This is a genomic window from Curtobacterium sp. MCPF17_046, from assembly GCF_003224295.1.
GTDB lineage: Bacteria > Actinomycetota > Actinomycetes > Actinomycetales > Microbacteriaceae > Curtobacterium.
Genome location: NZ_QKLB01000001.1, coordinates 22657 through 36071 on the forward strand (window position 1 = coordinate 22657; position 13415 = coordinate 36071).

The following is a 13415-nucleotide window of genomic DNA, read 5'->3' on the forward strand; positions in this document are numbered from 1 at the left end:
AGCAACGTTACCGCCAGTAGGGTTGTGAGACCTCAACCCGGGCTGAAAGGGACCTCGTGTTCGACAAGATCCTGGTCGCGAACCGTGGCGAGATCGCCATCCGGGCCTTCCGCGCGGCGTACGAGCTCGGTGCCCGCACCGTGGCGGTCTACCCGTACGAGGACCGCAACTCCCTGCACCGGCTGAAGGCCGACGAGGCGTACCTCATCGGGGAGCGGGGTCACCCGGTCCGTGCCTACCTGGACGTCTCCGAGATCATCCGCGTCGCCCGCGAGTCCGGTGCCGACGCGATCTACCCGGGCTACGGCTTCCTGTCCGAGAACCCCGAGCTCGCCGCGGCGGCCGCCGCTGCGGGCATCACCTTCATCGGTCCGGGTGAGCACGTGCTGGAGATGGCCGGCAACAAGGTCACCGCGAAGGAGCACGCGATCGCCGCGGGGGTCCCGGTCCTCGCGAGCACGCCGGCCAGCCGCGACGTCGACGAACTCGTCGCCGGCGCCGAGGCGATCGGGTTCCCGGTGTTCGCGAAGGCGGTCGCCGGTGGTGGCGGACGCGGCATGCGGCGGGTCGAGACGCCCGCGGAGCTCCGTCCGGCGCTCGAGGAGGCGATGCGCGAAGCCGACAGCGCCTTCGGAGACCCGACGATGTTCCTCGAGCAGGCGGTCCTGCGTCCACGGCACATCGAGGTGCAGATCCTCGCCGACGCGACCGGCGACGATGCTGGCACCATCCACCTGTTCGAGCGGGACTGCTCGGTGCAGCGGCGGAACCAGAAGGTCGTCGAGATCGCACCGGCGCCGAACCTCGACCCGTCGATCGCGGCGGCACTGCACCGCGACGCCGTGGCCTTCGCGCGCTCGATCGGCTACGTGAACGCGGGGACGGTCGAGTTCCTCCTCGACACCGTGGGGGAGCGCGCCGGCCAGCACGTCTTCATCGAGATGAACCCGCGCATCCAGGTCGAGCACACCGTGACGGAAGAGGTCACCGACGTCGACCTCGTGCAGTCGCAGATGCGGATCGCCGCGGGGGAGACGCTCGCCGACCTCGGCCTGTCGCAGGACGGCGTCGCGGTCCACGGCGCCGCGCTGCAGACCCGCATCACGACCGAGGACCCGGCGCAGGGGTTCCGACCCGACACCGGCCGGATCACGACGTACCGCAGCCCGGGTGGCGCCGGCGTGCGGCTCGACGGCGGCACCGTCGCGACCGGCGCGCAGATCAGCCCGCACTTCGACTCGATGCTCGCGAAGATGACCTGCCGCGGTCGCGACTTCCCGGCGGCGGTCGCCCGCGCCCGTCGTGCCCTCGCCGAGTTCCGCATCCGCGGCGTCAGCACGAACATCCCCTTCCTGCAGGCCGTCCTCGAGGACCCGGACTTCGCCCGCGGGGACGTCTCGACCGCCTTCATCGGGGAACGCCCGCAGCTGTTCGACGGCCACGTGTCGAAGGACCGCGGCACGAAGGTGCTCAACTGGCTCGCGGACGTCACGGTCAACCGGCCGAACGGTTCGCCGGCCGCCCACGTGGTGGACCCGGCGCTGAAGCTCCCGGCCACGGACCTCGCTGCGCCGGTGCCGGCGGGGCAGCGCGACCTGCTGCTCCGGGTCGGCCCGGCCGCGTGGGCCGAGGCGCTGCGTGCGCAGACCGCCCTCGCCGTGACCGAGACGACGATGCGCGACGCGCACCAGTCGCTCCTCGCCACCCGCGTCCGCACGAAGGACCTCGTCGCGGTCGCCCCGCACGTCGCCAGGCTGACCCCGCAGCTGCTCAGCATGGAGGCGTGGGGCGGCGCGACCTACGACGTCGCGCTCCGGTTCCTCGGGGAGGACCCGTGGGAGCGCCTGACGGCGCTGCGCACGGCGATGCCGAACATCCCGATCCAGATGCTGCTGCGTGGTCGCAACACCGTCGGGTACACGCCGTACCCGACGGAAGTGACCGACGCGTTCGTCGCCGAGGCCGCCGCGACCGGCGTCGACGTCTTCCGCGTGTTCGACGCGCTGAACGACGTGAGCCAGCTCCGCCCCGCCCTGGAGGCCGTGCTCGCCACCGGCACGGCGGTCGCCGAGGCGGCGCTCTGCTACACCGGCGACCTCCTGGACCCGGCGGAGGACCTGTACACGCTCGACTACTACCTCCGGTTGGCCGAGCAGATGGTCGAGGCCGGCGCGCACGTCATCGGGATCAAGGACATGGCGGGCCTCCTCCGCGCCGGGGCGGCCGAGCGGCTCGTCACCGCCCTGCGTGCGCGCTTCGACCAGCCCGTGCACGTGCACACGCACGACACCGCGGGCGGGCAGCTCGCGACCCTGATGGCGGCGTCCCGGGCCGGAGCGGACGCGGTCGACGTGGCCGCGGCCCCGATGGCCGGCACGACGAGCCAGCCGAGCATGTCGGCCCTGGTGGCGGCGCTCGCGCACACCGAGCGGGACACGGGCATCGACCTCGGCGCCGTCGGCGACCTCGAGCCGTACTGGGAGGCGGTCCGTCGGGTGTACGCGCCCTTCGAGTCCGGGCTCGCCGGCCCCACCGGCCGGGTCTACAAGCACGAGATCCCGGGCGGACAGCTGTCGAACCTCCGCCAGCAGGCCATCGCCCTCGGGCTCGGCGACCGGTTCGAGCAGGTCGAGGACTGGTACGCCGAGGCGAACCGGATCCTCGGCCGTCCGACGAAGGTCACGCCGTCCTCGAAGGTGGTCGGTGACCTCGCGCTGCAGCTCGCCGCGGTCGACGCCGACCCCGCGGACTTCGAGCAGCACCCGGAGAAGTACGACGTGCCGGACTCCGTGATCGGCTTCATGGCGGGGGAGCTCGGTGACCTGCCCGGGGGGTGGCCCGAGCCGTTCCGGTCGAAGGTCCTGGCCGGACGCGACGTCCGGATCGCCGTCACCCCGGTGCCGGAGCACGAGCGCGCCGCACTGGACACCCCGGGCACCGTACGGCAGCAGGCCCTGAACCGCCTGCTGTTCGAGCAGCCGACGCGCCGGTTCCAGGAGGTGCGGGACGAGTACGGCGACCTCTCCGTCGTGCCCACCGTCGACTACCTCTACGGCCTGCGCCAGGGGGAGGAGCACGTGGTGCCGCTCGGCAAGGGCGTGAACCTGCTCGTCGGGCTCGAGGCGATCGGCGAGGTCGACGCCCAGGGCGTCCGGACCGTCATGGCGACCATGAACGGGCAGCTGCGGCCGGTGGCCGTGCGGGACCGCTCGGTCGTCGTCGAGACCAAGGCCGCCGAGCAGGCGGACCGGTCCGACCCGAAGCACGTCGCCGCCCCGTTCTCCGGGGTCGTGACGCTCAAGGTCGCCGTCGGTGACGTCGTCGAGGCCGGACAGGCCGTGGCGAGCATCGAGGCGATGAAGATGGAAGCGGCCATCACGGCCCCCGTCGCGGGGACCGTCGGCCGTCTCGCGATCCCGGTGACCCAGCAGGTGGACGCCGGCGACCTCTTGGTGGTGCTGCAGTAACGTGACCGTCCGTCCCATCCGCCTGTTCGGCGACCCCGTCCTCCGCTCACCGGCCGATCCCGTCCGGATCGGTTCCGAGGGGGTCCGCGAACTCGTCCAGGACCTCCTCGACACCGTCAAGGAGCCCGGTCGTGCCGGCGTCGCGGCGCCGCAGATCGGTGTCGGACTCCGTGCGTTCTCCTACAACGTCGACGGCGAGGTCGGGTACGTCCTCAACCCGGAGCTCGTCGAGACCGCGGGCGAGCCCGAGCTCATGGACGAGGGGTGCCTGTCGGTGCCGGGTCTGGCGTACCCGACGCGACGGTTCCCCTACGCCAAGGTGCGCGGCGTCGACGTCGACGGTGCCGAGGTCGTGCTCGAGGGCACCGGCCTGATGGCGGAGGCCCTGCAACACGAGTGCGACCACCTCGACGGCACGGTGTACGTGATGACGCTCGACCCGGAGACCCGGCGGCAGGCGCTGCGGGACATCCGCGCGCAGGACTGGTTCCACTGACCGCCGAACGCTGACCACCCCCCCCGAACTGGAGCGGGTTTGTCCGCTCAACGGCGGACAGACCCAGGCGCCGGCGTTGTGTACGGTCACCTGGTACCGCCGCCGTGGCGGTCCAGGTCAGGGGATCAGCAGCATGCAGCAGCGCCGCCCGGCGACACGTCGTCGTACCGCAGCAGTCATCGTCACCGCCGCCCTCGCGGCACTCGTGGGCACCACCGTCAGCGTCGTGCCCGATGCCGCACCCGCGGCCGCCGCCACGCGGGAGGTCGAGTCGCCGGACTTCGCCTCGGAGGTCTACGGCGACCCGTGGAACTACTCGAACACCGCCGACCAGAACACCGACTCGGTCGGGACCCCCACGTCCGTGAAGGCGGGGAAGCTCCAGGTCGCGCTCCGTTCGGGCGACGCGGTGTCGCTGGTCGACACCATCAGCGGGAGCCTGCCGTACGGCCGTGACGGTGCCGCGAAGCCCGTCGACGCTTCCCGGTACAAGCGGCTGTCGTTCAAGATGGACCAGCCGTTCGACCGCCAGATCGGCGCGGTGTGGTGGTGGACCTGCCGCGAGAAGACCTCCGAGTGCGGCGGCGGCATCACGTTCCCGGTCACTCCCGGCAACAAGGTCTACGACCTGTCCCTGGCCTCCTCGACCCTGCAGTCCAAGCGGGCCTGGTCCGGCAAGATCGTCGCGCTCCGTCTCGACCCGGTCGTCCTGCCCGCCGGCAAGACCGGGACCGCGCGCATCGACTGGACCCGCCTGCACGGCACCGGCGGGGCGCACGCCGCCTACCCGGCCGGCACCTACGGCACCACCACCGTCGTGCGCCGGCCGCGCCCGGTGGTCGACTCGCCCAACGTCCGCCAGGGCGTCGACCTGGCGACGCGACAGCGCGGGAAGCCCTGGGTCTTCACCACCGCCGACAACGCGAGCGGTGTCGGCGTCAAGTACGCCACCGTGCTCGGGTACGGCGGACGGGGCATGACCGCGCGGAACTCCGGTCAGTACCCCGGCGACTCGCAGTTGACCCTGCCGGTGTCGAAGTTCGCCGCGGACACGTACCACAACCTGTCGGTGGAGTACTCGTACGACGGGTCGTTCTCGCTCGCGGGCACACCGGGCGGCGGGAAGATGGCACGGCTCATCTGGTGGGACCAGTCGTCGACCGTGCCGCAGATCGGCAACGACATGCTCACCTGGTCGGGCGTGAACGCCAAGCGGATCGACATCGACCTCAGCGCGCAGAACGACCTGGACGAGGACGCCCTCGCCCCGGAACTCGGCTGGAACGGCAGGTCGATCACGCAGCTCCGCTACGACCCGAACGAGGACCCGGGAGCCCTCACCTGGCACCTCAAGGCGATCCACCTGCGGGCCGACCCCAGTTCGACCGGCCCGACGACCGTCACGTTCCACGACGCGGCCTGGGAACCGGGCGCGACGGCGGCCGTGTCGGTCGCACGGAAGGGCACCGGGGACTGGCACACGATCGCGAAGGACATCGCGGTGAAGGACGGCACGAACTCGGTCCGCTTCGCCCTGGGCTCCCTGCCCCAGGCCAAGTACCGGGTCCGTGTCGCGATCACCCACCCCGGTGTCTCGACCGTCCGGGCCGTGTCGTCCGCCGTGGTGATGATGCGCCGCTGAGCAGCCATGACCGGCGTCCCTCCGACGCCGGTCATGACACCCGGACGCGGGATTGTCAGGACAGCCAGATCACGCGGTAGCGTGTGCGGGTCGGTCTCCCGCCGACCTCACATCCCACGCACGAGGACGAGCACGATGGCACCTCAGAACGACGAGCTCAGCTCGCACCGCACCCGCACCAACCGACTCCCGGAGCCGACCTCGTCCGGCCCCGCCGCGACCGCGGTGCTCGATCCGATCGACTCCCCGGAGGTCCCGCAGGCCTGAGTCGTGTGGGGCCGGCCAGCAGCGCTTGCGGCGCCTCGGTCCCCCCACAGACGACGCACTGGAGGCCCGTCACCCGTCTCGCAGACGGGTGACGGGCCTCCAGGCGGTCGAGCCGCGGGACCGTCAGCGCTGTCAGGGCCGCCGACGCGACGGCACGACCGGCGTCGACGTCGTCTGCACGGCCGACCCCGAGTAGATGTGCTCGACGTCGGCTGAGAAGTCCCGGAGGACGACCGCCCGCTTGATCGTCAGCTTCGGTGTGAGGTGACCGGAGGCCTCGGTGAGGTCCGCGTCGACGACGGAGAAGGACCGGACCGACTCGGCGCGGGAGACCCGGCTGTTCGCGGCGTCCACCGCCTCCTGGACGGCCTGCTGCACCCGCTCGTCGTGAGCGGCCTGCTGCGGGCTCAGTGCCGGTGCGATCCCGCGCGCCTCGCACCAACCGGGGAGCATCTCGCGGTCGAGCGTGACGAGCGCCGCGACGAACGGCTTGCCCTCGCCGACCACGACGACCTGCCCGACGAGCGGGTGCTCGCGGATGGCGTCCTCGAGCGGCGCCGGCGCGACGTTCTTGCCGCTCGCGGTGACGATGAGCTCCTTCGCGCGCCCGGTCACGGTGAGGACCCCGTCGGCGTCCAGCCGGCCGAGGTCGCCGGTGCGGAACCAGCCGTCGCGGAACGCCGCCGCCGTCGCCTCCGGGTTCCGCCAGTAGCGGTCGAAGACGTCGACCCCGCGGATCAGGATCTCCTGGTCGTCCGCGATCCGGACCTCCACGCCCGGCAGGGCACGACCGACGGTGCCGATCCGCAGCTCCGTCGCACGGTTCACCGTCGCGGGCGCGGTCGTCTCCGTGAGGCCGTAGCCCTCGAGGATGACGACGCCGATCGAGCGGAAGAAGTGGGACAGGCGCGGGGAGAGCGGCGCGGACCCGCTGATCGCGTAGCGGACCCGACCGCCGAGTGCGTCCCGGAGCTTCGCGTACACGAGCTTGTCGAAGAGCCGGAAGCGCAGCGTGAGGCCGAGCGGCACCCGACCGGCCGCGACGGCCTCGGAGTGCGCCACGGCGGTCGCGGCTGCCGCGCGGAAGACCCTGCCCTTGCCCCCGAGGTCGGCCTTCTGCTCGGACGAGTTGTAGATCTTCTCGAACACCCGGGGGACCGCGAGCAGGAAGGTCGGCTTGAAGGTCGACACCGCCCTCAGCAGGTCCTTCGTGTCCGGTTCGTGGCCGACGAGCACGCCGGCGGAGACCGACATCGCGGCGATGAACCGGGCGAACACGTGGGCCATCGGGATGAAGAGCAGGGTGGAAGCATCCCCGGCCACCACCTCCGACATCGCCTCGGTGGCGTTCTCCACGGTGGCGGTGAAGTTGTCGTGTCGGAGCACGCAGCCCTTCGGCCGCCCGGTCGTCCCCGAGGTGTAGATGATCGTGGCGTCGTCGCGCCCGGACACCGTGGCCGTCCGGCCGTCGAGCTCCTCGTCGCTGACGTCCTCACCGAGGCGGGTCAGGTCGTCGAGACCGCCGCCGTCGATCGTCCAGTGCTGGCCGAGGTGCGGCAGGTCCGCGGCGATGCCGGCGACCCGTCGGGCGTGCTCCTCCTGCTCGACGACGATCGCGACGGACTCGGAGTCGGCCAGGACGTGCCGGATCTGGTCCGGCGCGCTCGTCTCGTACACCGGGACGGACACGAGACCCGCGGTCCACACCGCGAAGTCGACGAGTGTCCACTCCATCCGCGTGCGCGAGAGGATCGCCACGTGGGCGCCGGGCTGCAGCCCCGCTGCGACGAAGCCCTTCGCGATGCCGCGGACGCGCGCGAGGACGTCGGCGGCGCTGATGCCGGACCAGGTGTCGCCGGTGCGCTCGGCGAGGATCGGACGGTCGGGCGTGAGCGTCGCCCGGTCGGAGAGCAGGCGGGCCGCTGAACCGTGGTCCGGTGCGACCAGGCCGGCGCCGTGTTCGGCAGGGGACCCGCCCCTGCTGGTGGACGTGGTGCGGTCGGCACGCTGATCGGTCACGGCAACTCCCTCGTCGGCCGGTTCGATGTGAGTCCGCTCATCGTCGAGACGGCTCACACTCAGCATAGGACGACTCCTCCGGAGTTCGGTGAGCGTCCACCCGTTCGGTGCGCCGCCACCGAACCGGTAGGCTGCGTCTTCGTGCATGCCATCGGAATCGACATCGGGGGCACCAAGATCGCGGGAGCGGTCGTCACGGAGCTCGGCGAGATCCTCGCCGAGGACCGCGTCGCCACGAACGCTGCGGACCCGATCGCCATGCTCGACGACGTCGTGTCGATGGTCGAGCGCCTCAGCCTCCAGCACCAGGTCGGTGCGGTGGGGGTCGCGGCGCCGGGCTTCATCGACGCATCGCAGTCGATCGTCTACTACACGCCGAACATCCGCTGGCGGAACGAACCCCTGCGCCAGAAGCTGCAGGAGCGTCTCGGCGACCTGCACATCACCGTCGACAACGACGCGAACGCCGCCGGATGGGCCGAGTTCCGCTTCGGTGCCGGTCGCCTGGTGTCGGACATGACCATGCTGACGATCGGCACCGGTGTCGGGGGCGCGATCGTCACCGAGGACCGCCTGTTCCGTGGCGGGTTCGGCACCGGCGGCGAGATCGGGCACCTCCGCATCGTCCCGAACGGCCTGCCCTGTGGGTGCGGCGCGCGCGGGTGCATCGAGCAGTACGGCTCGGGCCGCGCCCTCCAGCGGATGGCGAACGACGTCGCGGACGCCGGTGGCATCGGCGTGGCACTGGCCGAGGCCCGTGACGCGAACGGCGGCCACCTGGACGGCGCGGTCGTCGGGGACCTCATCCTGGCCGACGACCCCGGCGCCCTCGCCGCGCTGCGTCGGCTCGGACGGCACCTGGGCGAGGCGTGCGCGTCGTTGTCCGCGGTGCTCGACCCGCAGCTGTTCGTGTTCGGCGGCGGGGTCGCCAGCGCCGGGGACCGGCTGCTCGAGCCGATCAAGCAGGCGTACCTCAACAACCTCCCGGCCCGCGGCTACCACCCGGAGCCGGACTTCGTGATCGCCGAGCTCGTCAACGACGCGGGGGTGGTCGGTGCCGCCGACCTCGCCCGCATCCACGCCCGCACGGCCTGACCACACCCCACCCGACGGAGTCGACGATGCTCTACTGGCTGCTGAAGAACTTCGTGCTCGGCCCGCTCATCCTGACGCTGTTCCGGCCGTGGGTGATCGGCCGCGAGAACGTCCCGCGGTCCGGGCCGGTCATCTTCGCGTCGAACCACGTGTCGTTCATCGACTCCGTGATCCTGCCCGCCGTGCTCGACCGGCGGATGTCGTTCCTCGCGAAGAGCGACTACTTCACCGGCCGCGGGCTGAAGGGCTGGGCGACGAAGACGTTCTTCAACGCGATCGGGCAGCTCCCCATCGACCGCTCCGGCGGCAAGGCATCGGAGGCCTCGCTCCGCACCGGGCTGCAGGTCCTGGCCCGCGGCGAGCAGCTCGGCATCTACCCGGAGGGCACGCGCAGCCCGGACGGCAAGCTCTACCGCGGCCGGACCGGCATCGCCCGGATGGTCCTGGAGGGCCGGGTCGTCGTCGTGCCCGTCGCGATGGTCGGCACCCGCGAGGTCCAGCAGATCGGCCAGAAGTTCCCGAAGTTCAAGCGCGTCGGCGTCGTCTTCGGCAAGCCGCTCGACTTCTCCCGCTTCGAGGGACTCGAGACCGACCGGTTCATCCTCCGCAGCGTGACGGACGAGATCATGCACGAGCTCCGCGGGCTGAGCCGGCAGGAGTACGAGGACGTCTACGCGACGAGCGTCAAGGAGCGCGCGACGACCGCCCGCGAGACCGTCATGCGGGAGCGTCGGGTCACACCCGGACGGTAGGCTCGGACAGTCCCGCAACCGTCGGGACGCCGTCCCGGCGACGGCCGCGTGCGACCAGAACACCGAGGTGCAGCCTTGTCCGAGTCGATCGACTCCCTCACCCTGCAGGACCCTGACGTGATCGCGGGGCTCGACCACTGGCGCACGCTCCCGATCAAGCAGCAGCCGAGCTGGCCGGACCCCGCCGCTGCCGAGGCCGCCTCCGCGGAGATCGCCACGCTGCCGCCGCTCGTCTTCGCGGGCGAGGTCGACCAGCTGCGCGACCGCCTTGCCGCCGCCGCCCAGGGCAAGGCGTTCCTGCTGCAGGGCGGCGACTGCGCCGAGACCTTCGCCGGCGCCACCGCGGACTCGATCCGCGACCGCGTGAAGACCATCCTGCAGATGGCCGTCGTGCTCACCTACGGTGCGTCGACCCCGGTCATCAAGATGGGCCGCATGGCCGGGCAGTTCGCGAAGCCCCGGTCGAGCGACCTCGAGACCCGGGGGGACGTCACCCTGCCGGCCTACCGCGGTGACATCGTGAACGGGTACGACTTCACCCCGGAGTCACGCCAGGCCGACCCGCGTCGGCTCGTGCAGGGCTACCACACGGCGGCGTCCACGCTGAACCTCGTCCGCGCCTTCACGCAGGGCGGGTTCGCCGACCTGCGCCAGGTGCACTCGTGGAACAAGGGCTTCGCGGCGAACCCGGCGAACGCCCGGTACGAGAACCTGGCGGCCGAGATCGACCGTGCGATCCAGTTCATGGCCGCGTGCGGCGCCGACTTCGAGGCGCTCAAGCACGTCGAGTTCTACGCCTCGCACGAGGGCCTGCTCATGGACTACGAGCGCCCGATGACCCGGATCGACTCCCGGTCGGGTCAGGCGTACGACACGTCCGGCCACTTCATCTGGATCGGGGAGCGCACCCGCGACCTCGACGGGGCGCACGTCGACTTCCTGTCCCGCGTGCGGAACCCGATCGGCGTCAAGCTCGGGCCGACCACGAGCGTCGACGACATGCGGGCCCTCATCGAGAAGCTCGACCCGGAGCGCGAGCCGGGCCGCCTGACCTTCATCACCCGGATGGGCGCCGGCAGGATCCGCGACGAGCTCCCGAAGCTGCTCGAAGCGGTCAAGGGCATGGACGCGAACCCGCTCTGGGTGACCGACCCGATGCACGGCAACGGGCTCACCACGCCGAACGGGTACAAGACCCGCCGGTTCGACGACGTCGTGGACGAGGTCCTCGGGTTCTTCGAGGTGCACCGCGCGGTCGGCACGTACCCGGGCGGCATGCACGTCGAGCTCACGGGCGACGACGTCACCGAGTGCCTGGGCGGCTCGGAGCACATCGACGAGGCGACCCTCGCCACCCGGTACGAGTCGCTGTGCGACCCGCGCCTCAACCACATGCAGTCGCTCGAGCTCGCCTTCCTGGTGGCCGAGGAGCTCCGCGCGCACCCGTCCGTGGCGCGCTGATCGACGCCGCCACCAGCGGCGGTCGCCCCGGCGCACCCCGCTGACGGACGGGAGGCCCGACACCGGACCGGTGTCGGGCCTCCCGTGCGTCCGGCCTCCGGTCCGACGGGGGCTACTGGTCGTAGGCCAGGGTGACGGTGTCGCCCTTGTGCACGGTGGTGCCCGGCGCCGGGTCGGTCGAGCGCACGGGGAGCTTGCTCTCCCAGTCGTAGAACCCGCAGAGGATGTTCGTGCAGTCGGGGTAGGTGACCTCGAGGCCGAGCGCCTCGAGCCTCGCGCGCGCCTCGTCGACGGTGTCGCCGGAGACGTCGGGGAGGGCGATCGGCGCCGGTCCCTGCGAGACGACGACGTCCACGGCCGAGCCCTTCTCCGCCGGGTCGTCGGTCACCGTCGCGGACATGACCTGACCGGTCGGGACGTCCTCGCTGTACTGCTGCGTCTGGGCACCGAGTTCGAGGCCGACGGCGGCGAGGGCGGCTCTGGCGTCGTCGACGGTCTTCCCGGTGACGTCCGGGACGGCTCCGAGTGAGACGGTCAGGGTCACGGGTCCGCGTTCGGGGTAGCGCTCGACCGTGGTCAGGTCGACGGCGCCGGAGCCGTCCCGGCCGGTCGCGGCGATCACGGTGTCGGCGGGCACGTCGGCGGAGAACTCGTACCGCGGGTCCTGCAGCCGGAAGTCGTCGTCCAGGGCGGCCTGCGCGGTGGAGACGGACTGACCGACGATCGCCGGGAGGGCGATCATGCGGGGGCCGCTCGAGACGACGATGCGGACCGCCGTGCCCTTCCGGACCTCGCGGTCCGTGGGCGGCTGGGTCGCGGTGACCAGGCCGGCCTCGACGGACAGGTCGGGACGGCTGGTCGTCGCGGCCGCGGCACGCAGGCCGGTCGACTCGAGGCTCTGGCGCACCTGCTGGACGGTCTTGCCGGCGACCGCAGGGATCCGGACGTTGCCGCCGGGGCCGGGGCCGTACCACGCGGCGATGCCCGCGCCGACGAGCGCGAGGACGACCACGACCACGAGGGCGATCCACCCGCGCTTCCGCCGCTTGACGGACTTGTCCGCGAGTCGCTGCCCGGCGGGGGAGAGCGCGGCGGTGACGGCGCCGGTCCGTCGCGGCCCGGGTGCCGATCGGCCGCCGGGCCGACGCGGCGGGGTTTCCTGCGTCCCGCGGCGGTCGAGCACCGTGGTGTCGTGTTCGCTCGCGTCCTCGACGTCGTCGCCGGAGGTCGCTGCGCCGGCGCTGCCACCCGACGGGAGGATCGCGGTCGCGTTCTCGGGGCGGAGGACGGCCGTCCGGTACTGACCGGTGGCGCGCTGCTGCCCGCCGGCCATGTGGTCGAGCATCTCGCGGGCGTCACGGGGTCGGTCGCGGGGGTCCCGCGCGGTGGCCCAGGCGACGAGGTCGTCGAGCTCCGCCGGGACGCCGGGCAGCGCGGCGCTCGGCGCCGGGACGGTGCCGTTGGCGTGCTGGTAGGCGATCTGCATCGGCTGCTCGCCCTTGTAGGGCTGCTCGCCGGTGAGCATCTCGTAGAGCATGATGCCGAGCGCGTAGATGTCGCTCCGCGAGTCAGCGGCGCCACGGGTGACGAGTTCGGGGGAGAGGTACGCGATGGTCCCGAGCAGGGCCGCACCCGTGGCCGTGTTCGCGGTGGTGGCGCGGGCGAGCCCGAAGTCACCGAGCTTGATCCGGCCGTCGTCGGCGAGCAGCACGTTCTCGGGCTTCAGGTCGCGGTGCACGATCCCGGCGCGGTGCGCGGACGCCAGCCCGGCCAGGACGGCCCGGAGGATGTCGGTCGCCTGCTCCGGCGTGAGGGCGCGGTGCTCCTGCAGGAGGTCGCGGAGCGTGATGCCCGGGATGTACTCCATGACGATGTAGACGCAGTCGTCCTCGGCACCCTGGTCGTAGACGCCGACGAGGTTGGGGTGGGAGAGGCGGGCGGCCGAACGGGCCTCCTGGATGAACCGCTCCCGGAACGCCTGGTCGTCCGCGAGGTGGCCGTGCATGATCTTGACGGCGACGCGGCGCTCGAGGCGGACGTCGGTGGCGAGGTACACGGTCGCCATGCCGCCCCGCGCGATGCGGGAGCGGACGCGGTACCGCTGATCGATCATGCGACCGATCATCGGGTCCGTGGCGGCGTTCGTGGTCATCTGCGGCATTCTACGAAGCGGTGCACCGGACGAGCACACCGGCGCACCGGTCGTTACACGATCT

At 72.0% G+C, this 13415-nt stretch carries 9 protein-coding genes; 7 read left to right on the top strand and 2 right to left on the bottom strand.

Annotated elements, in window-relative coordinates:
- Positions 1-56 precede the first annotated feature (56 nt).
- The 4 genes from DEJ32_RS00125 (at position 57) to DEJ32_RS16435 (ending at position 5872) form a co-directional block, all read left to right on the top strand.
- Positions 57-3467: a pyruvate carboxylase gene (locus DEJ32_RS00125; protein WP_110899938.1), complete on the top strand. Its 3411-nt coding sequence runs from the start codon at positions 57-59 to the stop codon at positions 3465-3467.
- A gap of 1 nt (position 3468) precedes the next feature.
- Positions 3469-3963: a peptide deformylase gene (locus DEJ32_RS00130; RefSeq protein WP_110899939.1), complete on the top strand. Its 495-nt coding sequence runs from the start codon at positions 3469-3471 to the stop codon at positions 3961-3963.
- A 133-nt stretch (positions 3964-4096) separates the two neighbouring features.
- A complete protein-coding gene (locus tag DEJ32_RS00135; protein ID WP_110889601.1) occupies positions 4097-5605 on the top strand; it encodes a hypothetical protein in 1509 nt (502 codons plus the stop codon).
- A gap of 135 nt (positions 5606-5740) precedes the next feature.
- Positions 5741-5872 carry a hypothetical protein gene (locus DEJ32_RS16435; RefSeq protein ID WP_258368247.1) on the top strand — a complete coding sequence of 44 codons (132 nt, stop codon included), beginning with the start codon at positions 5741-5743 and terminating at the stop codon, positions 5870-5872.
- 132 nt (positions 5873-6004) lie between these two features.
- Here the strand turns inward: DEJ32_RS16435 and DEJ32_RS00140 are convergent, their stop codons facing one another.
- Positions 6005-7819, bottom strand: coding sequence for an AMP-dependent synthetase/ligase (locus tag DEJ32_RS00140; protein ID WP_375342304.1), 1815 nt, complete (start codon positions 7817-7819; stop codon positions 6005-6007).
- A gap of 213 nt (positions 7820-8032) precedes the next feature.
- On the opposite strand from DEJ32_RS00140, the gene DEJ32_RS00145 reads away from it, so the two are divergent.
- The 3 genes from DEJ32_RS00145 to DEJ32_RS00155 all read left to right on the top strand — a co-directional run bounded on the left by DEJ32_RS00145 (position 8033) and on the right by DEJ32_RS00155 (position 11199).
- Positions 8033-8986 (top strand): ROK family protein, encoded by a 954-nt coding sequence (locus DEJ32_RS00145; RefSeq protein ID WP_110825507.1) that lies wholly within the window; start codon positions 8033-8035, stop codon positions 8984-8986.
- A 26-nt stretch (positions 8987-9012) separates the two neighbouring features.
- Positions 9013-9738: a 1-acyl-sn-glycerol-3-phosphate acyltransferase gene (locus DEJ32_RS00150; RefSeq protein WP_110889603.1), complete on the top strand. Its 726-nt coding sequence runs from the start codon at positions 9013-9015 to the stop codon at positions 9736-9738.
- Positions 9739-9855: 117 nt separating this feature from the next.
- Positions 9856-11199, top strand: a complete 1344-nt coding sequence (locus DEJ32_RS00155; protein WP_110900110.1) for a class II 3-deoxy-7-phosphoheptulonate synthase — start codon at positions 9856-9858, stop codon at positions 11197-11199.
- A 112-nt stretch (positions 11200-11311) separates the two neighbouring features.
- On the opposite strand, the gene pknB is transcribed toward DEJ32_RS00155, so the two are convergent.
- A complete protein-coding gene (gene pknB, locus DEJ32_RS00160; RefSeq protein ID WP_110900111.1) occupies positions 11312-13351 on the bottom strand; it encodes a Stk1 family PASTA domain-containing Ser/Thr kinase in 2040 nt (679 codons plus the stop codon).
- Between the last annotated feature and the right edge of the window lie 64 nt (positions 13352-13415).